Annotated in this window: 16 protein-coding genes, 1 pseudogene and 1 riboswitch; of the genes and pseudogenes, 8 read left to right on the top strand and 9 right to left on the bottom strand. The window is 39.8% G+C overall.

Features of this window, described 5'->3' with window-relative positions; translation table 11 throughout:
* Window positions 1-260: 260 nt before the first annotated feature.
* The 5 genes and pseudogenes from CEF22_RS19145 to CEF22_RS14995 all read right to left on the bottom strand — a co-directional run bounded on the left by CEF22_RS19145 (window position 261) and on the right by CEF22_RS14995 (window position 8,550).
* A complete protein-coding gene (locus tag CEF22_RS19145; RefSeq protein WP_442857409.1) occupies window positions 261-800 on the bottom strand; it encodes a methyl-accepting chemotaxis protein in 540 nt (179 codons plus the stop codon).
* 231 nt (window positions 801-1,031) lie between these two features.
* Window positions 1,032-1,448 (bottom strand): annotated as a pseudogene (locus CEF22_RS19140) (protoglobin domain-containing protein); the annotation flags it as partial.
* Between the two features lie 138 nt (window positions 1,449-1,586).
* Window positions 1,587-4,025 (bottom strand): EAL domain-containing protein, encoded by a 2,439-nt coding sequence (locus CEF22_RS15010; RefSeq protein ID WP_100403494.1) that lies wholly within the window; start codon window positions 4,023-4,025, stop codon window positions 1,587-1,589.
* 272 nt (window positions 4,026-4,297) lie between these two features.
* The gene (locus CEF22_RS15005) at window positions 4,298-5,770 is read right to left on the bottom strand and encodes a DASS family sodium-coupled anion symporter (RefSeq protein WP_100403493.1); all 1,473 of its coding nucleotides are present in this window, start codon (window positions 5,768-5,770) and stop codon (window positions 4,298-4,300) included.
* 587 nt (window positions 5,771-6,357) lie between these two features.
* Complete coding sequence (locus CEF22_RS14995) at window positions 6,358-8,550, bottom strand: DNA topoisomerase III (RefSeq protein WP_100403492.1); 2,193 nt, start codon at window positions 8,548-8,550, stop codon at window positions 6,358-6,360.
* A gap of 246 nt (window positions 8,551-8,796) precedes the next feature.
* On the opposite strand from CEF22_RS14995, the gene metA reads away from it, so the two are divergent.
* Entirely contained in the window at window positions 8,797-9,705 is a 909-nt protein-coding gene (metA, locus tag CEF22_RS14990) for a homoserine O-acetyltransferase MetA (protein ID WP_100403491.1), read from the top strand.
* Between the two features lie 32 nt (window positions 9,706-9,737).
* Here the strand turns inward: metA and CEF22_RS14985 are convergent, their stop codons facing one another.
* A complete protein-coding gene (locus CEF22_RS14985; protein WP_100403490.1) occupies window positions 9,738-10,520 on the bottom strand; it encodes a carbon-nitrogen family hydrolase in 783 nt (260 codons plus the stop codon).
* A 99-nt stretch (window positions 10,521-10,619) separates the two neighbouring features.
* Here CEF22_RS14985 and CEF22_RS14980 point away from each other — a divergent pair, with 99 nt between their 5' ends.
* On the top strand, window positions 10,620-11,816 hold the full coding sequence (locus tag CEF22_RS14980) for a pyridoxal phosphate-dependent aminotransferase (RefSeq protein WP_100403489.1): 1,197 nt from the start codon (window positions 10,620-10,622) through the stop codon (window positions 11,814-11,816).
* 62 nt (window positions 11,817-11,878) lie between these two features.
* Window positions 11,879-11,987, top strand: a riboswitch (SAM riboswitch).
* A gap of 66 nt (window positions 11,988-12,053) precedes the next feature.
* Window positions 12,054-12,566, top strand: a complete 513-nt coding sequence (locus CEF22_RS14975; protein ID WP_100403488.1) for a class I SAM-dependent methyltransferase — start codon at window positions 12,054-12,056, stop codon at window positions 12,564-12,566.
* Here the strand turns inward: CEF22_RS14975 and CEF22_RS14970 are convergent.
* Window positions 12,529-13,356, bottom strand: a complete 828-nt coding sequence (locus CEF22_RS14970) for an AAC(3) family N-acetyltransferase (protein ID WP_100403487.1) — start codon at window positions 13,354-13,356, stop codon at window positions 12,529-12,531. The two genes, CEF22_RS14975 and CEF22_RS14970, sit on opposite strands and share 38 nt — an antisense overlap.
* A gap of 272 nt (window positions 13,357-13,628) precedes the next feature.
* Between CEF22_RS14970 and CEF22_RS14965 the strand changes: the two genes are divergently transcribed.
* From CEF22_RS14965 to rraA, 5 genes are all read left to right on the top strand, one after another.
* Complete coding sequence (locus tag CEF22_RS14965; RefSeq protein ID WP_100403486.1) at window positions 13,629-15,023, top strand: anthranilate synthase component I family protein; 1,395 nt, start codon at window positions 13,629-13,631, stop codon at window positions 15,021-15,023.
* Between the two features lie 221 nt (window positions 15,024-15,244).
* Window positions 15,245-15,832 carry an aminodeoxychorismate/anthranilate synthase component II gene (pabA, locus tag CEF22_RS14960; RefSeq protein WP_100403485.1) on the top strand — a complete coding sequence of 196 codons (588 nt, stop codon included), beginning with the start codon at window positions 15,245-15,247 and terminating at the stop codon, window positions 15,830-15,832.
* Between the two features lie 5 nt (window positions 15,833-15,837).
* Complete coding sequence (gene pabC, locus CEF22_RS14955; protein WP_100403484.1) at window positions 15,838-16,668, top strand: aminodeoxychorismate lyase; 831 nt, start codon at window positions 15,838-15,840, stop codon at window positions 16,666-16,668.
* Window positions 16,669-16,848: 180 nt separating this feature from the next.
* Window positions 16,849-18,285 (top strand): aspartate ammonia-lyase, encoded by a 1,437-nt coding sequence (gene aspA / locus CEF22_RS14950; RefSeq protein WP_100403483.1) that lies wholly within the window; start codon window positions 16,849-16,851, stop codon window positions 18,283-18,285.
* Window positions 18,286-18,384: 99 nt separating this feature from the next.
* On the top strand, window positions 18,385-18,870 hold the full coding sequence (gene rraA / locus CEF22_RS14945) for a ribonuclease E activity regulator RraA (RefSeq protein ID WP_095478877.1): 486 nt from the start codon (window positions 18,385-18,387) through the stop codon (window positions 18,868-18,870).
* A 69-nt stretch (window positions 18,871-18,939) separates the two neighbouring features.
* Here rraA and CEF22_RS14940 read toward each other — a convergent pair whose 3' ends face one another.
* On the bottom strand, window positions 18,940-19,926 hold the full coding sequence (locus CEF22_RS14940) for a GGDEF domain-containing protein (RefSeq protein ID WP_157843248.1): 987 nt from the start codon (window positions 19,924-19,926) through the stop codon (window positions 18,940-18,942).
* A gap of 213 nt (window positions 19,927-20,139) precedes the next feature.
* A complete protein-coding gene (locus tag CEF22_RS14935) occupies window positions 20,140-21,414 on the bottom strand; it encodes an MDR family MFS transporter (RefSeq protein ID WP_100403481.1) in 1,275 nt (424 codons plus the stop codon).
* Between the last annotated feature and the right edge of the window lie 128 nt (window positions 21,415-21,542).

Genomic DNA, 21,542 nt, shown 5'->3' with positions numbered 1-21,542 from the left:
AACCTCCTTATCTTCACTATAATGGAAAAAACTATTTATGGAAATTATTTATCCCGCATTAACGGGCTGTAAGACTCCCACCTCAACAGGGAAGAAAAAGCGCAGACATGTAGGTGGGAGATCAACAGCCCGTAAACGCCCGATCAGTTCAACTAACAATCAGTGGGAGATGAAAAAATCCCCCCACTGATTGAAGTTTCACTTTATTGATAAAAAAGCCTGACTCAAATAAAAAGGGAGTCAGGTACTATATGACATCATTATAAAATGGCTAATGCATGTTCTAGCTTTTGCGATGTTGTCATCACTTCTTTGGCAGCTGCTCCAACCGACTTGACTACTTGGTGTAGCTCGGTCATATGTGTGGAGAATTTTTCAATATCTTCAATGCTTAAATCGATAGAGGACATAATGTGACGGAAAGATTCCATTGATTTTTCACTTTCCTCTTGCCCAGCTAATACTAGCTTTTGGACGTTATCGATAGCGACAACGACATCTTGTGTGACGCTACCAGAATGTTCAATTAAGGTCGCAATTCGATCAACGGATTGCTTCGTTTGGTCAGCTAGCTTCCGCACCTCTTCAGCTACAACGGCAAATCCTTTGCCATGCTCGCCCGCTCTAGCTGCCTCGATTGCTGAATTAAGGGCTAAAAGATTTGTTTGATCTGCAATATCTTTTACCATTTGTACGACTTCTCGGATTTGTTTAGAAGCTGTATTTAAATCAGCTATTTTCGACGCCATACCGCTTGTCTCACTAGCAATCGTTTCCGATGTGCTTGCTAGCTTTTCCATTTGAGTAATCCCTTCTTGAGATGTTTGCTTCGTTTCATAAGAACGTTGAATGCTTCCGCTCACTTCTGCATCTAGCTCTGTTGTTTTATGCATGAGACTAGTCATCGTATGGGTAGCAGAAGTTAATTCTGTTTCAATCGCCGAAGCAATTTCACCGATATCTGTTTTAACAGTAGTTTTTACTTGTTCTTGCCTTTCTTGTACAGCTCTTTCTGCACTTTTATCAAATTCTTCAAGGACGATTTGTTGCTCGAAGTTTAAGATTTTGCTGACGGACAAAATAAGCCGGCGTTCTTCTTCTGTCGCAAGCTGCTGTTGATAAATAATTTCCGTAATTGTCGTTTGTAAATTTTGAAATGCGCCAATGTACCATTTCGGGTAGAGACCGATGCGGAGGTGAACACGAGCGACACCCATTCGTTTTAGAATGTAATCATCGTCGATCCGTCCTTCAAACAATTCAATTAAATGATGGCGTAATGTTTGCCTAAGTCGATCGGTAGTACTATGCTTTTGGATAATGTTCATTAAATGAGGGACAGCCATAATTGTTGAGTAGAAGGCTTCCACAACCGCTTCGATATTTTGTTCAATCGTTGGTTTCAATAAGCGAATATTGCGCAAATCCTCTGCTGTTAATTTGATCATTTTTAGCTGGTCGATTCTCTCTTGACGATGGATGAAAATCCCGACAGATGATAGATCTATGTTAGAATGCAAAGAGTGTGCTTCTTTTTTCTTTTTAAATAAATTCATGTTTAGAATCTCCTTGGTGAGTGAAGGTAATTAATTTTTAAAGATGAGCTGACTAAACTCGTCTGGTGGCAACGGTCGACTGAAGAAGTAACCTTGTAGCTGATTGCACATTTGCTCTTTTAAAAATGTGGCGTGTTGCTTCGTCTCTACACCTTCTGCAATAACGGCAAGCCCCATGTTATGAGCTAAATTAATGATTGTTTTAATAATTGCTTGATTTTTTTCATTTAAATCTCTAACGAATGATTGGTCAATTTTTAACTGATCAATAGGGAAGTCGCTTAAATGCTTGAGTGAGCTATATCCAGTTCCAAAATCATCAATACTAATTTGAATGCCGAGATTTTTCAGTTGTTGTAAAATAGTCAAGGCAAAATTTACATCTACTGTCATACTTTCAGTGATTTCTAGTTCTAAATATTTAGTATCTAGTTGTGTTTCTTTGAGTACATGTTGTACTTTCAGGGCAAAATTGGATTGCATAAATTGACGTAAAGAAACGTTTACAGAAATGGTTAATTTTTCGCTTCCTTGTTCGTGCCATTGTTTCATTTGTTGACAAGCGGTTGTTAATACCCAATCTCCTATGGAGGAAATTAAGCCGTTTTCTTCAGCAATTGGAATAAATTCTGTCGGGCTGATGAAGCCAAGCTCGGGGTGAAACCAACGAACTAACGCTTCTGCTCCTACAATTTCATTCGTTAATGCACTGATTTTTGGTTGATAATATACTTGTAATTGTTGTTGTTTAATCGCTTTTCGTAAATCGATTTCTAAACTTAACTTTCTTGAAAGTGAATCTTGAAGCTCTTGGTTAAAAAATTGATATGTATTTTTCCCGTTCTGTTTGGCTACATACATAGCAATATCCGCGTTTTTAAGGAGCAGCTCTTGATCCTTCCCGTGATCTGGGAAAATACTAATACCGATACTTGGTGAGGTGTATACTTCGGTACGACCAAAATCAAACTTCATCGATAAGCTAGCTAGCAATCTTTTTGCTACGAAGTCTACATCATCTCGTTTGATATCTTTTAATAGCACAACGAATTCGTCACCGCCAAAGCGCGAAATAATATCTCCTTTTCTAAGTTGCTTCTGTAACCGTTTCGACACCTGTATGAGAAGAGAATCACCTATCGCATGACCTAGTGTGTCATTAATCTTCTTGAAGTAATCGAGATCAATAAACATAAGAGCGATTTTATTTCCAGTTTTTTTTGCTTGTTGAAGGGAGGTTGTTAACTCTTTTATAAACATCGTCCGATTAGGAAGACCAGTCAGAGAGTCATAATGAGCCATTCGATAAATCGTTTGTTCATATCTTTTACGATCAGTTATGTCGGTTGCAGACCCGACCACTTCCTGTACAATTCCGTTTTCGGTAATCGGTGACAAATTAATAACAAAGCTGCGACGATAATACGTAAATTCAAAGTTAACGTATATTCCTTGAAATGCTTTAGAGAAATGTGTCATTAAAGTGTTAGCGGTTTCGTCTGGAAAGATATCAAAAGGTGTTTTGTTTTCGACATGCTCTGTTGTTAAATGATATTTCTTCACCATCTTACCTTCAGATAAGCTAAATACAATATCTCCTAATTGATTGCGTTGCATCTTAAATACACAATTTTGCAAGTTTTTAATCGTTCTTCTAAAGTCATTGTGAAGAGCTTCTGCTAAGGCAAGTTCGGCATGAACACGGTCAGTAATGTCGGTGCGAATCGCCACAAATTGATAGGGCTCTCCTTCATCATCAAGAAAAGGAACGATCGTCGTGCTCATCCAATATTCAGTACCATCCTTTGCTCGATTCTTAACTTCCCCTCTCCAAACTTTTTTCGCTTGAATCGTATTCCACATATCTTGAAAGAAAGATTTCGGGTGATACCCGGAATTAATGACGCGATGAGTTTTGCCAATTAGCTCTTCCCGTTTATATTTAGATGTTTGGCAAAATTTGTCATTAACATCAGTGATTACTCCTTTATTCGTTGTAATAGCGACAATAGATGATTCGTCTAACGCATTTTTAATATCTTGTAATTCTTTTAATGAGCGAGAAAAAGCATTCTCCATTTGTTTTTGATCCGTCATGTCGGTACCAACCCAAAGGAAAAAACTTTTCTTGTTGGAAGTTGGATTAAATGGGAATCTAGTGACACTAATCCAATAAGAAGTATCATCTGTAGAGGTTAGTTGCAGTTCGCCTCTTTGTAATTTCTGTGCGTCAGTTGGGTGATCGAGCACAGATAGGGTCTTTGGGTAAACTGAGATCACATTGTTAAACAAGTGTTGTCCAATCAAATGCTTATCGGATTCTTTTAACAATTGACAAAAATGAGTGTTAGCAAACTGAAGGATCCCTTGATCATCAGTAATGAAAAAAAACGATGTGTCATTTAGCGTTTGTAAAATAATTTCCATATCTTGTGTGTTAGATATAATATCTGTAAGTTCGTTAATCATTCGTCAATCCCTCCTTGACCATTTGTTAGTGTTTTAATATAGCAATTTAGTTCTAGTTAATGGGATTGTAAATAGTAGCTATTATTTATAGTCTATTCCTTGATATATAACAGAAAACGTTAGGAATAGCAATATGTAACACTCTAAAAAATAGGACTTTTTGAAGTGAATTAATAGATAAATATTATCAGGAAATAATACCTATTAAAATCATAATGGAAAAACATCTGGGGAAGAGGATATTCTGCTTCCACCAGATGTTAACAGATGATTTAAAGTAATCCAATCCATTTCCAATAAGTCATACTAAATAGCATAATGAGTAAGTATGCGGCAATTGTAAGCGGGATGCCCGCCTTTAAAAAGTCTTTCACTGTAAATGTTCCAGTTCCGTAAGCAAGCATATTTTGTGGAGCACTTACTGGTAATAAGAACCCAAAGCTAATAACAAATTGTTGAATTAACACAAACCCAGGTTCGTTCACATCGACATTTAATGTGGCAACGAGAGCAATGACGATTGGGATTAACGCCGAAGCTAAACTTGTAGCACTTGCGAAACCGAGATGAATGAGAATGTTGAACAAAGTCAAGAGTGCAATGATGCTTAATAATGGCATTGAAGTTAGACCAAGTGCACCAAACACCTTGCTAGAAAGCCAAGCAGCACCTTCCGTTTGTAGTAATACTCCGCCGAGTGAAATACCAACTGCGAAGACAACGATTGTTCCCCATGGAATTTGCTTTTCAACTACTTTCCAATCAAACACACCAATTTTCGGTGTTAGTAAAATCGCCACCGCAATTAATGTCACTGTTGATGTATCAAATGGATGGAGCAATTCCTCTGTTGACCAGAAGAATAAAAGGGCAAGAGAGATGAAAATCAATCTTTTTTCTGGACCTTTTAATGGACCGAGTTCTTGCAACTGTTTTTTCACTAGCGCATCTCCGCTAGTAATTTCACTTGTTTCTGGTCTAATGACGCGAATCATAATAAAGAAAAGAAGAATCGACATGATAATAGACCATGGCCCGGCATATAGTAGCCATTTACTCCAAGAAATAGATTCTCCAAACGCTTTCTCCATAAATTCTAATCCAACCATGTTTTGAGCTGCGGCTGTTTTAATCCCTACGTTCCAAATCGAAACAGCTTGTACAGAGGTGATCACTAGTAAGGCGGCCAACCGACTTTCCTTTGCTAATCCAAAGGCCGCGACCATTCCGAGCAAAATTGGAATCACTGCTCCAGCACGAGCTGTCGCACTCGGTACGAAGAAAGCGAGGACAATACTGACTAAGATGGCACCGATCACAATATTATTCGTTTTTGAGCCCACTTTAGATAAAATGAATAAAGCTAATCGTTTATGAAAATTTGTTGCTTGCATCGCTGCTGCTAAAAACAAAGCTCCCGCTACAAGCGCTACAGCAGAAGAACTAAAGCCAGATAAAGCTAGCTTTAATGCGTTTTTTGTTCCAAGAGGAGTAGAAGGGTCTTCTATACTGGGAGCGAGCCCGAGTAAAATTGAAATTAGTCCAATAATCATAAAGGAACTTACTGGATAGGATACAGCTTCTGTCACCCAAAGAATGACGGCAAAAGCGAGGATTGCAAGTGCTCTTTGTCCAGATTCAGGTAAGTCGGCAGGTGTAGGCACTAACAAAATCACGATCAAAGCAAGAAAAGCGAGACTAAGCCAAAGCCATTTCAAATTCTTCTTGTCAATTGATGCTTCCATGATGTTTCCTCCTCATAGTATGTATTCATTTCTTTTATAAACTAAAATGATAAAGAAAAAACTATTTTAGAAAAACATTAACTGATTTTTTACAAAAAAGTAAACACTTTTTGACAAATCTTGAATAGGGGTTGCTTTTTTGATATTTTATAGGAGGAAAATCTTATATGTGGGAACTTTAGTAGTCTAATTATCCTGTGAATCAATCCAAAAACGGTGATCCTAATAGCTAATCAGTGATAAAACTTGACGATACAGAATAAGGATACAATGCTAAAGTGGTATTTTGTAAAATCTAAAAAATGCACAAATGTTGTTAAATTAACATTTGTGCATTTTATTTGGAGTAAACAGTCCTATGAATAAATTATCCCGCATTAACGGGCTGTAAGACTCCCACCTCAACAGGGCAGAGAAAGCGCAGACATGTAGGCGGGAGATCAACAGCCCGTAAACGCCCGATCCGTTCGGGCCTGCAAGATGCAGGTTACAAGGGTGTTGCAACAGGACGTTGCGGTTTTAGCCTTTGTTCCTCTTTTAATCAGTGGGGGATGAAGAAAACCCCTACTGATTGAAGTTTCACTTTATTATTTATCTAATTTGAATCCTTTTAGCAAATCAGCAAATGCATTATTTAATGGTTCTGCCTCTTTTTCTTGCTGTTTTAAATATTTTTGAACACTACGCTTATCTACTTTTCCACCGCCTTCTTTCTTACGTCTTGCTTCAAAAGCAGATAGTTTTTCTCGGTATCCACATTTACATGTGAAGATTTGACCTTTACCTTCCCCGCGAAGTTCCATTTTCTTTTTACATTGAGGGCAGCGTGCATTGGTTACGCGTGCCACGTTCTTTTTATGGCCACATTCACGATCTTGGCAGACAAGCATTTTACCTTTCTTGCCGTTCACTTCTAACATTGGTTTCCCGCAGTCTGGGCAGGACTTTGTTGAAATATTGTCGTGTTTATATTTTTTATCACTGGCTTTAATTTCTGCCACGATTTCTTTTGTGTGTTCTTTCATTTCATTGATAAACACATCTTTTTTCAGTTTTCCTTTAGCAATTAGTTCAAGTTTTTGTTCCCACTCTGCTGTTGTAGCAGGTGAGCGTAATTCTTCAGGGACTAAATCTAATAGCTGTCGGCCTTTTGAAGTAATATAAATATCTTTACCACCACGTTTTTCGATTAGGAACGAATTAAATAATTTCTCAATGATATCTGCACGCGTTGCAACTGTACCAAGTCCACCAGTTGATTTTAATGTATCTACAAGATTCTTATCGTTTGTTTTCATGTACTTTGTAGGGTTTTCCATTGCTGATAGCAAAGTCGCCTCTGTGAAACGTGCAGGTGGTTTTGTTTGTCCTGATGTTTGAACAATTAATTTTGTCTTTAATACATCGCCTTTTTCAATATTAGGTAATAGTTGCTCTTTTACATCATCCGTTGATTCTTCATCATCAAAACGATTTTTGTACACTTCTTTCCAGCCCGCATTAATCACTGATTTTCCTTTGGCAATAAATTTCTCATTATCAATTGTTGCTTGAACAGTTAATTGCTCATACTCAAAAGCAGGGAATAATATAGCTAAGAAGCGTTTTACTACAAGATCATAAATTTTACGTTCTTTATCTGTGAATGCTGAAAAATTGACATAGCCTTCTGTTGGAATGATGGCATGGTGATCGCTTACTTTACTATCATCTACAAATGCTTTTGTCGCTTTAATCGGCTTATTCAACACTTTATTTGCTAGAGGTCGATATTCACCTATACCACATGCATTTAAACGCTCTGGAAGTGTGCTAACGATATCAGAAGATAAGTAACGTGAGTCAGTACGAGGATAAGTTAACACTTTATGTTGTTCGTACAGTTTTTGCATGATGTTCAATGTTTCTTTAGCTGAATAACCAAAGATTTTATTCGCATCACGTTGTAACTCTGTTAAATCATATAGAGCAGGTGCGAATGTTTTTTTTGCTTTACGGTCAATGGAAACAACACTCGCATCTTTATGCCCAAGCGATTTAACGATTGCATCGATTTTTTCTTTATTAAAGCTGCGACTATTACCATTAGTATCTTGCCACGTTAATTTAAGTCCATCTGTTTGAGCTTCAATACCATAATACGTTTGAGGTTTGAAGTTTTTTATTTCATCTTCACGTGCTGCAACCATTGCAACTGTTGGTGTTTGGACACGACCACAGTTTAATTGAGCATTAAATTTAGTGGTTAGTGCACGAGTTGCATTTAAGCCGATATACCAGTCTGCCTCAGAACGTGCTACTGCCGAAGCATATAAGTTTTCATAAGCTTTACCAGGCTTTAAGTTATTGAATCCATCTTTAATCGCTTTATCTGTTACAGAGGAAATCCACAGACGTTTGATTGGCTTACGAACTTTTGCTTTATCAATAATCCAACGTGCAACTAATTCTCCTTCTCTCCCGGCATCAGTAGCCACAATTATTTCATTCACATCACTACGATTTAACTGTGCTTTTACAGCATTAAACTGCTTTCCGGTTTGTTTCATGACAACTAATTTCATGTGTTCTGGAAGCATAGGAAGGTCTTCTAGGTTCCATGTTTTATATTTATTATCGTATACCTCTGGATCTGCTAAAGTCACTAAATGTCCTAACGCCCAAGTAACGATGTACTTATCACCTTCTAAAAATCCATTGCCTTTCTTCGTACACTTCAGTACATTTGCAATATCACGTGCAACTGAAGGTTTCTCAGCAATTACTACACTTTTTGCCATTTTTTCGAACTCCTTTACTAACTATAGTATTGTCTAATATACCATAGTTTTAGGAAGGAAAATGTATAGGCGCTCTTATTTAGGAGTAGTTGCTGTTTCTATATTTGAATAAAGATTGATCCATTTGTAAATAGATGTAGGAGATATTCTATGCTCCACTCCATAATAAAACAGTTCTTGTGTTTTTTTGCCAAAGAGGTCTATAATGGTTTATTGAAAATTCAAAAATATAGGGAGGTTTTGAATATGCCAATTAATATACCAAGACAACTGCCGGCAACCGAGATACTAGAGAAAGAGAATATTTTCGTAATGGACGTTGATCGTGCACATAGTCAGGATATTCGTCCATTGAATATTTTGATCTTGAACTTAATGCCGGAAAAAGAAAAAACGGAGGCACAGTTGCTACGTTTATTAGGAAATACGCCGCTTCAGGTGAATGTTTCCTTTTTACATACAGCCACTCATGAATCGAAAAATGTGAGTAAATCGCATTTAGAGCAATTTTACACAACGTTTGAAGAAGTGAAACATCGTCGAATTGATGGCTTGATTATTACGGGGGCTCCAGTAGAATTAATGGAATTCGAAGACGTGAATTACTGGAAAGAGTTAGAGGGGATCATGAACTGGGCAAAAACTAACGTTACCTCGTCACTTCACATTTGCTGGGGAGCTCAAGCCGCATTATATCACCATTTTGGAATCGGAAAATTTGAGCTTCCGAAAAAATGCTCTGGTGTTTACAAGCATACGGTGACAGAGCCAACAGTTAAGCTATTACGAGGGTTTGATGATGAGTTTTATGCACCTGTTTCTCGTTACACCGATGTTGACATTGAGTCGATTGTTGCTCATGAAGAACTAATGCTCCTGTCTTCTTCTGAGGAAGCAGGTCCGTTTCTTGTGATGTCCAAAGACGAAAAACAAATCATGATTACAGGTCATTTAGAATATGATGTGCAAACATTAGGAGAAGAGTATAGCCGTGATGTTGCAAAGGGTATTGAAATTGAGACGCCAAAAAATTATTTCCCGGACAATAATCCGACAAAGAAACCTGTCAACAAATGGCGTTCACATGCACATTTGTTATTTTCTAACTGGTTAAACTACTACGTCTATCAAGAAACACCATACGAATGGGAATGAAAAAAATCCGGAGAGCGCTCTCCGGATTTTTTTCAATAAAATGATGGACGACGATCTTCAAAGACAGGGATTCGTTGACGGATTTCTGCTACTTTGGCCAAATCTATTTCTCCGATCAGCAATTGTTCAGCCTCACTAGCTTCCGCAATGATTTCTCCCCATGGGTCGATGATAATTGAATGACCAGCAAATACATTTTTTGGATCGGCACCGCTTCGATTGCAGCCAATGACATACGATTGGTTTTCAATCGCCCGAGCTATGAGTAATGTGCGCCAATGATCAACGCGGGCGAGCGGCCATTCAGCTGGAATAAACAACACTTTTGCACCAGCTAATACATGCTTGCGCAGCCATTCCGGAAAGCGAATATCGTAGCAAATAAACGCTGCCATCGTTTCATCTTCAAGTGTAAATAAGCCGTCTTCATCGCCTGCTTGTAAAAACTTCTCTTCTTCCATTAAGCGGAATAAGTGAAGCTTGCTATATTTCTTGACTAATTTTCCTTCTTTGTTGATGACAAGTAATGTATTTTTGACGCCAGTTTCTGTTTGATTCGCTACTGACCCTGCCACCAGATGCAGTTGATGTTTTTTAGCTTGTTCGCTCAAAAAATCAATTGCCTGCTGTGCTTCTTGATCAGCAATTTCATCTAAGCGGGTTAAGTCATATCCCGTTGTCCATAATTCTGGTAATATCGCAAGCTCACATCCTTGGTCTGCTGCTTGTTGCAGCCATTGTGCTGCTCGTTGGTAATTAGTGTTTGGATCTCCAAAGGCAATATCCATTTGGAGACAAGCTATTTTCATTTTCACTTTCAACGCCCCATTTCTATCTGAAAATTCATTCTTTACAATCTTTATCTTTCGTTATAACATTATTTACTACAATTTAAAAGTGAGAGAAGTGATAGCATGAAAAAATTTGAGCAATCAAAGCTGCTGCAAGCATTGCCAGATCAGTTTTTTGCGAAGCTTGGAAAAAAAGTGAGTGATGCGATCAACGAAGGGCGAGATGTGATTAACTTAGGGCAAGGAAGTCCCGATCAGCCACCAGCTAATCATGTGATCAATGCCTTGCAAAAAGCGGCTGAAAATCCGGTGAATCATAAATATTCCCCATTTAAAGGATTTCCATATGTGAAAGAAGCGTGTGCTGAATTTTACAAGCGAGAATATGGGGTGGAGGTTGACCCAGATACAGAAATTGCTATTTTATTTGGAGGGAAAGCAGGGCTTGTGGAATTGCCACAAGTGTTATTAAATCCGGGCGATGTCGCATTAGTACCTGATCCCGGTTATCCTGACTATTGGTCGGGGATGGCACTTTCGGGGGCAGAGATGTATATGATGCCGCTCACGGAAGAAAATCGTTATTTGCCTCGCTATGAGGAGATTCCTGCGGACATCGTGAAACGGGCGAAGTTATTGTTTATTAATTACCCGAACAATCCGACTGGAGCAATGGCAGATGAAGCTTTTTTTGAAGAAACAATTGCCTTTGCTAATAAGCGTGATTTATGTGTTGTTCACGATTTTGCTTATGGAGCCATTGGCTTTGATGACAACAAACCGGTTAGCTTTTTACAAGTAGAAGGAGCGAAAGAGGTCGGATTGGAAATTTATACGATGTCAAAAACGTATAATATGGCTGGGTGGCGCGTCGGCTTTGCTGTCGGGAACCCGAGTGTGATTGCGGCACTGGAATTATTGCAAGATCATTTGCATTGCAGTTTATTTGGAGCGGTGCAAGAAGCGACAGCCGTGGCTTTGCTTGGCGAGCAACAAGGAGTGAAGGAGCAAGAGGCGATGTATGAAAGGCGTCGCAATTTGTTAATCGATGGGTTGAATCGCATCGGCTGGAAAGTAGAAGCCCCTGAAGGATCATTTTTTTCGTGGTTAAAAGTGCCAACAGGTTATACATCCGAGCAGTTTAGCGACCTGTTGCTGAAGGAAGCAAATGTAGTGGTCGCGCCAGGTGTAGGATTTGGGAAGTACGGAGAAGGGTATGTACGTGCAGGCTTGGTCGTTTCGGAAGAAAGAATTTTAGAAGCGATTGATCGAATCGATCGAATGAAAATTTTTGAAAATACAGTTGACAGTTTTTCATAAACATGCAATAATGCAAATTAACTGAAAACGATCGTTTTAATCAATAATTAAATAGTGACGTAATCTTATCAAGAGCAGGTGGAGGGACAAGCCCGATGAAGCCCGGCAACCGACTTAGCTATATAGCTAGGCACGGTGCTAATTCTTGCAGCTTAGGCTGAGGGATAAGAAAGAGTGATGAATGATGAACCTCTTCTTATCGAAGAGGTTTTTTTGTTTAGAAGGAGGAGAAGAAAGATGACAGCGATAATAGATGAACAAGTAGAGTGGACAATTTCTGGTGCGAGTTTTTTTGATACAGCGAATGTGAAAAAAGGGGAAAACGTTTTATATATCGGCGAAGATGTGGCTTTTTTATCAAAATTAGCAAAAGCAGATGTGAGTGTGACGCCCTCTTTTTTAGCAGAAAATCGGACGTTTGATGGTGCATTAACGAGCTTAAGTCTTCATAAAACGGAAGGAGTAGAAACGTTATTAAAGCAGATTTTTACCCAGTTAAAGCCAGGTGGCCGCTTGGTGGCGGACTTAGCCGAGCTAGACACCCTTCGTCGGGCCGGAAAGTTCGCCTACAAGAAAAGCTTACCTGACTACTGGGATCTGCTACGCGAAATCGGTTTTGAAGCAATTTTTGTTCAGCAAATCACTGCTTGCTCACGTGAAGAAGTGGCTCTTCAAGGATGGGATGAGCTGAAAAAAGTCAAAAAATTTCCGGTTAAAGTGAATCGGTTTGTTGCTTTGAAAGGTTATTGAAATACTCAGATGTGAAGTCCACTAACGGTCGAAGCTTGATCACTTTACAAGCTGCTTGTCCAATATTTCCGGTATGAACATGATGTGATTGTTCAAAAGCAACGCCGACGTCTTGAAAGCGGTCGGAGTATTCTTCTAACTCTTGATACGTTTTCCACACCCGTTCGCCGTTTTCAAGCATAGCGGAACCTTGTTCAAAAACCGGCCGCCCATCTTTTGAGCGAAATTCCCCTAAATGCATGGCGGTACAGGAGCTATAATCCGTACCGATAAAAAGAATCGAGGCATCTAACTCGTACAGTTTAGCGAGTGGCGAATGATCACCAAACGGAAAATCGAGAGCATGATCGCTCACAATCCAATCGGCTTGTTTCCCCCAAGCTGTAAACGAACAAGCGGGATGGAGACTGCGCCTAACATCGGGAAAACTACGAAACGCTTCGCCGATTTTCCCCATTCCAAGAGTTGGAGTAATCTCAGGGAGATAAGCAGGCATCATAAAACGAATGCTCGGCCACCACTCCTCAGGAACAGGTGGGTTTTTCCAAAACTTTGGATCAGTATTATGAGTCGTTTGAGCAGGCATCACTAATGATCCTTCCACCGTCATCGTATCCATCAATGCTTGAATCACCGCAATCTCACCACCAGCGACCCAGCCAATCGAGCGCAAAGAAGAGTGAGTGATAACATGATCACCAGCCTTCAACCCAAGAATATGCAAATCTTCTTTCAACGTATCTCTTGTAATTAACGATTTCGTCTGATCAATCAAATCTTTACTAGCCATACATATTCCCCCATACAACATTCAGTTTCTTCTATTATATATGAATCTTTCTTCCAAGAAAAAAATTTAGTATGATAAGAAAAGCGGAAGGCGCTGTTCAGCGGCGTATGGGCTGGAGTCATCCGCACGAGATAAAGGAAACACGATGAACGACAGTGAATCGATGTTGACTTATCGCAAGGAGGAGGGCGGAAGTCCACTAGCCGTTAGCGCCTGTAGCTAGCCCAAGAAAAGCGGAGAGCCCCGTTTAGCAAAACACTACTTAACAGAGGATGAAGCAAGTGAACAATCAACGTGTATTTTACCGAACGATTCCTTATACGAAAGAACAATTTTTTCATCAATATAAAGCGTTAACTGTCGATCAGTCTCATCATGTCATTTTAGAAAGTGGGCGTGGTGGACGTTTAAGTATTGCTGGTTTGTCACCGTTTGCGATTGTACAATCAACAGACGATGGGATTCAAATCGAGACATCTAACGGTCAGGAAAACCGTCAAGGGGTCCCACTTCATGAATTAGAAAAATGGATGAAATCATATGAACTACCGAAAGTGGACGGGCTACCGGATTTTCAAGGCGGAGCGATTGGTTATATTAGCTATGATTATGCTCGCTACATTGAGAAGTTACCGGAGCAATCGGTTGATGATCTTAGGTTACCACTCATTTATTTTCTTGTGTTTGATGAGTGGGCGGTGTTCGATCATCAAACCGAACAGTTATGGTTGATGACTTTGTCTAGTGAGGCAAGGTTAGATCAGGTAGAAAAAAATTGGACGACTATCATTGAAAATAAACCTTATTCGCCTGTCACATCAGCTAATCAAGAGTTATCCGTTTCTTTTTCAGAAGACTCATTTAAAGAAGCCATTGAAAAAACGCAACACTATATTTCTCAAGGTGATGTGTTCCAAGTGAACTTATCAGTGCGCCAGTCTCGCGAGTTAACGGTGCCAGCACTCGCTGTGTATGAAGAGTTACGAGCGTTGAATCCTTCTCCGTACATGGGATATATCCACACGCCTGATTTTCAAATTGTCTCAGGTTCACCTGAATTATTAGTCAAAAAAGCAGGCTCTGAATTGAGTACGCGCCCAATTGCTGGCACTCGTTCTCGTGGAAAAGACGAAGCGGAAGACTTACGACTAGCCAATGAGTTAATTGAAAATGAAAAAGAGCGTGCGGAACATGTGATGCTTGTTGATTTAGAGCGCAATGACCTCGGTCGCGTGAGTAAATATGGAACAGTGGAAGTAAATGAGTTTATGGTGATCGAAAAATACTCCCACGTTCAACATATCGTTTCCAACGTCCGCGGTGAGTTAGCGGAAGGAAAAACAAATGCCGATGTTATTGAAGCTGTTTTCCCTGGGGGCACGATTACGGGAGCGCCAAAAATTCGCACGATGGAAATTATTGAAGAATTAGAACCAGTACGCCGCGGCATTTACACTGGATCAATTGGTTGGCTCGGATTTAACAAGGATATGGAACTTAACATTGTTATTCGTACAATGCTTGTGAAAGATGGACAATGCCATGTCCAAGCAGGAGCTGGCATCGTCATCGACTCCGATCCGAAAAATGAATATAAAGAATCACTGAAAAAAGCTGTAGCCGTTTGGAAAGCGAAAGAAATGGCAGAGAGTAAAATAGTGAAGTAATTGAGGAAGCTTAAGAGTTGAAGGCTCTTAAGCTTTTTTTAAATGTGAGAAAGTGTCAGCAAAGTCAAAGAAATAGCGAGAAAGTCGAAGAAGTCACAGGCAAAGTCAAAGAAATCACTAGAACATCGAACAATCGCCAGTCAAAATTTAGTTCTAGACTTAATAGCCACTGAAAGGCGATAATAAAGCTAAATAAGTGATTTTTTCTGGAGGAACTGACGATGATTTTAATGATTGATAACTATGATTCGTTTACATATAATCTTGTGCAATATTTGGGGGAGCTTGGTGAAGAGCTCATTGTGAAGCGCAATGATGAGATTACGGTTGAAGAGATTCGGGAACTGGCGCCGGATTATTTAATGATTTCACCTGGACCTTGTACGCCGAATGAGGCAGGGATTAGCTTGGAGGCGATTCGTACGTTTGCCGGAGAGATTCCGATTTTTGGCGTGTGCCTTGGTCAGCAGTCAATTGCTCAAGTATTTGGAGCTGAGGTTGTGCAAGCAGAGCGGCTAATGCACGGAAAAACATCGGATATGTTGCATGACGGTCAGACGATTTTTGAAGGACTGCCGAATCCATTTCCAGCGACGCGCTATCATTCCCTCATTGTAAAGAAAGAAACATTGCCGGATTGCTTTGACATTTCCGCGTGGACAACAGAAGGTGAAATTATGGCGATTCGTCATAAAGAGCTCCCGATCGAAGGCGTGCAGTTTCATCCAGAGTCGATTATGACGTATGGTGGAAAAGAGATGCTTCAAAGCTTTATTCGCCGCTATCGTCGTGTGGCAACTGAGGTGTAAAAAAGATGTATATTTTTCTAAACGGGAAATTAATCCCGAAAGACGAAGCGAGGATTTCGCCATTTGATCATGGTTTTCTTTACGGGCTCGGTGTATTCGAGACCATCAGAACGTATGAAGGACGACCATTTTTATTAGAAGATCATATGGCACGATTGCAGCAAGGCTTACATGAAATGCAAATTGATTGCCCTATTACAACAGAAGATGCGTTGGAAATCATCACAGCACTTGGTGAAAAAAATGATCTTCCTAATTCCTCTGTGCGATTGAATATTTCAGCAGGGGAAGGAGCGATGGGGCCACAAGTTGAACCTTTCAGCCAACCGACCATCATGGCTTTTCAACGTCCTGTTGTCCCATCTTCTGAGATGACGGAAAAAGAAGCGGTTTTATTGAAACTTCGCCGCAATACGCCCGAGACTAAATTTCGAATGAAGTCTCATCATTACTTTAATAACATTGCGGCTAAACGTGAAGTCGGTGCTGATGTAGCAAAAGAAGGTCTTTTCTTAACAACAGAAGGCTATGTGGCAGAAGGGGTAGTATCGAATATTTTTTGGGTGAAGGCAGGGACGCTCTTCACACCGGCTCTTGAAACCGGCATTTTGAACGGCATCACTCGACTGTTTTTATTGAAGCGGGCAAAAGAGTTGCAAATCCCTGTAGAAGAAGGCTTGTACACTTTAGCAGAATTAATGACAGCGGATGAAATCTTTTTTACTAATTCTGTGCAGGAAATTGCGCCCGTTCGCTTGCTAGAGGGCAAGTCATTTCCGGGGAAGAAAGGTGAAATCGCTAAGCTTCTCTATGAAGATTATCAGCGTTGGACATAAAAACCTCCTATAATGGGAGGTTTTTTCGTTCACACTAAACATAAACAGTTGTTTTATTCTTTTAAATTTTCTAGGTATTTTTCCGTAAACAATAATGGTAAGATGGGATTGGGAGATATTCTCCATTTTATTCACATTGTCCGGTTCGTGAGGATATACATATACTAAGGAGTGACTTCTATGTCAGAGCAACCATTGTTTCGGTTGGAGAAAGATTTTTTAGGTGAAAAAGAAGTGCCTGCTCATGCTTATTACGGAGTGCAAACGTTACGAGCAGTGGAGAACTTTCCGATTACAGGTTATCGAATTGATGAGAGCTTAATTAAAGCGTTAGGGATTGTCAAAAAATCAGCGGCACAAGCTAATAGAGATATTGGTTCGTTAGATGAAAAAACGGCTGCGGCAATTATTCAAGCGGCAGAGGAAGTGATCATTGGACAGCTTCACGATCAATTTATTGTCGACCCGATTCAAGGTGGAGCGGGAACTTCGATCAATATGAACGCCAATGAAGTGATCGCCAATCGAGCGCTAGAAATTTTAGGACAAGAAAAAGGGAACTACAAAGTTGTTTCGCCAAACTCTCACGTCAACATGGCGCAATCGACGAATGATGCTTTCCCGACAGCGATTCATATCGCCGTTATTGAAAAAGTAAAAGTCTTGCTTGAAGTGATGGAGCAGCTGCACGCAGCATTTCATGATAAAGCATTAGAATTTAACCATATTTTAAAAATGGGACGTACTCATTTGCAAGATGCGGTACCGATTCGACTAGGACAAGAATTTGAAGCTTATGCACGCGTCTTAAGCCGTGACATTGATCGCGTGGGAATGTCTTTGCAGCATTTATACGAAGTGAATATGGGAGCAACCGCTGTTGGTACGGGCTTGAATGCCGAGCCGCTTTACATTGAAAAAGTCGTCGAATATTTAGCGACAAACAGTAGCTTCCCGATCGTTAAGGCGTCTCATTTAGTAGATGCTACACAAAATACGGATTGCTATTTAGAAGTATCTGCTGCTTTAAAGGTTTGTATGATGAATATGTCAAAAGTGGCGAATGACTTGCGGATGATGGCATCTGGTCCGAGAGCCGGCTTAGCAGAAATTACATTGCCAGCGCGTCAGCCAGGCTCATCAATCATGCCAGGGAAAGTCAACCCGGTAATGGCAGAAGTGCTGAACCAAGTGGCGTTCCAAGTGATCGGCAACGACCATACAATTTGCCTCGCTTCTGAAGCTGGACAATTTGAGCTAAACGTGATGGAGCCTGTGCTTGTTTTCAACCTATTGCAATCAGTCAAAGTTATGACAAACGTCTTTACGGTGTTCCGTCAATATTGTCTTGAAGGCATTCAAGCCAATGTGGAACGGATGGAAAGCTACGTTAATAATAGCGTGGGTATTATTACAGCGATCAACCCGCACGTCGGTTACGAAATTGCAGCGTCTATCGCCAAAGAAGCGATCGACACCGGTAAATCGGTCCGTGATATTTGTGTAGCTCGTGGCGTACTGACTCATGAACAACTAGATATCATTTTACACCCATACGAAATGACCGATCCCGGTATATCAGGAAAAGAACTGTTAAAAGAAAAGAGCCAATCTTAAAGTAGAAAGCTGTCCAATTGGGCAGCTTTTTAAGTGCATAAAGAGGAAAAAACGGGAAATTGTCGAATAAGTAAGACGATGAAGAAAGGGGAGATTTCAATGATTAAAACAGCTGATTTATGTGATGATTTTTCTGATCAACTAAAGGTATGTAAGCTAGAAATGAAGTCTTATGGGGGAAAGAAGCGTTTTTCCGGTCCTATTTCTACAGTCAAAGTATTTGAAGATAATGTCCTCGTCAAACAAGCGCTAGAAACGATTCCAGCGGGGAATGTTCTAGTAGTGGACGGCGGTGGATCGAGAAATTGTGCCTTACTAGGAGACCGTCTTGGAGCGATTGCTGAAGAGCGTAAACTTGCAGGGATCATTGTTTATGGTTGCGTTCGCGACACAGCTGATCTTGCTGAGCAAAATATCGGTGTTATGGCTATTGGCAGTAACCCACTGAAAAGTATCAAAAAAGGTGAAGGGGAAAGCAATATTCTTGTTCAATTTGGGGATGTCGATTGGAAACCAGGCCACTATGCCTATGCTGATGAAGACGGCATCATTATTGCAGAAAGTGAACTACCAGTGAAGAAGTAAAGAGGAATGAGATGTATATAAAAACAGGCTGAGGAATAAACTTCAGCCTGTTTCATATCAAAAGAGAAGTTAGCACCCAACTCCGTATTCGCAGCAAGCAGTTGGCCTGTCATTATTACTTAAGTAACAGCTTTCCGTTGAACGCTTGCAAATGCCTTTCATTCGCGCGGCTTCCTCGCTAAGCTCCTCAATCGAGGAGAAATTTCTATTTTGATTGGTGACCACGGCAACCGAAATGGCGGTGAGAGCGGTTTTTTCCATAATTCCTTTCCGGTTTTTCACCATCACGTACCCGTTGGCTAAATCTTCTTCATCGAAAAACTTTCTAATTGCTAAGTTGAATTCTTGAATAATCGAGTTACACACGGAGTGATATTGGTAATGAGGAAGAATGGCAATAAAATCATCTCCACCAATATGACCGACAAATCCCTTTTCGTTTAACAAAACAGATTTATTTAAAATGTTTGCTGTTTCTCGTATTAAATCATCACCTTTAGAAAAGCCGTATACATCATTATAAGCTTTGAATTGATCTAAATCAGCATATAATACTGAAAATTCTGGTTGATCATTAAGCGTGGCGATTAAATTTTCTTTGATCAATGTATTTCCGGGCAATCCTGTAAGCGGATTCATGTTTGTAGCAATGCGCACTTGTTCCTCAGCAATTTTAATTAACAAATTTTTGATATTGACGGCTCCACAAAACTGACCGTTTTTTTTCACTAATACTAAGTCATATAATTTATTTAATTCACGTCCCATCGCTAAAGAACTAACTTCTGTAATAGGCGTAAAGTAATCAACAATTAGAGGGTCCTTTGTCATCATCAAGCTAATACGTTTTCCCATATATAAAGCTAAGCCATACTTTGAAGAAAGTTTTTGATAAAAATTAGTTTTCATTACGGTTCCTACAGGGGTGTCTTGTTCCATGACAACAATGCCTTCTAATAAAGAGTCTTTTTCGAAAACATCGTAAATATGGGAACTATTCGTACACATTTGAAACTGAGGAACGCTCATAGCAATTTCGCCTATGTAGCAACTCACTCTAATCAACTCCTTATATAATGAAACTTCAATCAATGATTCTTTTGTATGTGAATGTTCTATTGGCATATATCCTTTGTCCTAATTTTACAATAGTTTATTCATTGTGATTGTAAAAAATATGTAAATATTAAGTGGAACACCTTGAATTTGCGCAAAAGCGGTATGGAAGAGTGCAAATTCAAGGCTACATTCGAAGCGAAGATCTATTCATCATCCTATCGATTGGCTCATCTGCTGCTGTTCATACTTAATAAACATATAGTAGTAAACGCCAGCACTGACAAGCGCGAGCAATGCTAAAATGGTAAATGTCCATAAAAATCCAAACCAAACGGTCATTGGAATCGAAATTGGTGCAATCGTTCGACCAAGTGTGTAGCGAAGGCTCGCGGCGGCGAAGTACTGTCCACGCATGTCTTCAGGTGCGAGCTTGGAAATGAAGCTTTGCTGCAAGCCGACGATCATTAATTCACCAAATGTAAAAACTCCCATAGCTATGACTAAGCCCCAGAACCATTCTGTTAGACCGAACATCCACATCGATAAAGCATACAAAATGGAAGAGAGAGCGAAGATATTTTTTTCCTTAAAGCGAGTCGCCCATTTTGAGATCACAACGGTTAATAAGGCGACAAGTAGTCCATTTTCTGAGATTAATAGGCCGAATGCTTTTTCTCCTGTAATGGTTAAGTCCCAGTCACCAATGGCCATAATCGATTGCACATCGATGACTTCCATTGTATAAACTGGAATCAATAAGTCCAACTGCATAAACGTTTGAGCGCTTAAAATGCCAGCGATGACAAAGAGCATAAACAGCTTGTCGCTGGCAATCACCCGATAATCTTTCACTTGTGCTAACATTACGCTAAACCATGTGTCTCCTTTGAGCGAATGTTCTTTGTTAGAAACAGGAACGGTTTCTTCTGTCCATTTAAATAGGATAAAAGCAAGAGTGAAGCAGACGAGGGCGGCGAACAACATTAATTCAAAGCGATAGCTAAAGAAAAAGATACCCCCAAGAATCGGGCCGAGCACAACAGCTATATTAATCGATGTATAGAAAACGGCAAATACGTCGCTACGATCTTTTTCTTCGACGACATCCGCAATCATCGCTTGGCTTGCTGGCCAGTAAAGAGAGCCGAACACGCTAGCGATCGAAAAAGCGACAAAGCCAAGTAGAGCCGATTGATACGAAGGAGAATTAGCAAAGGCAAATAGCAAAAAGGATAAACCTTGTCCAATAGCGGCGAGGATCATCATATACCTGCGACCAAAGCGATCAGCACAGTATCCACCAATTAAATTGGCCATTACCGAAAAAATTTGCGAAAGAATGAGTAACAGCCCAGCTGTCCCCTTTCCGAACGCATCTGCAAAATAGATTGCAAGAAAGGGAAAGAACATCCAAAACGTCACATTCATAATTCCTTCACCTAATAGACGTACTTTCAAACTTTGATCCCAATCTCGAATTCTCATCCATTCCACTCCTAAAGTACCAACATATATCTACTATACATATAAAAGTAAAAAATAAAAAGAGGATCTGACTTTAAGGAATCATTGTCTAATATTTTTTAATATGTTAACATTTTTATGAAAATAGT

This window comes from Bacillus sp. FJAT-42315 (genome assembly GCF_002797375.1).
GTDB lineage: Bacteria > Bacillota > Bacilli > Bacillales > Domibacillaceae > Bacillus_CE.
This window is presented reverse-complemented; position numbering and strand designations above follow the sequence as displayed.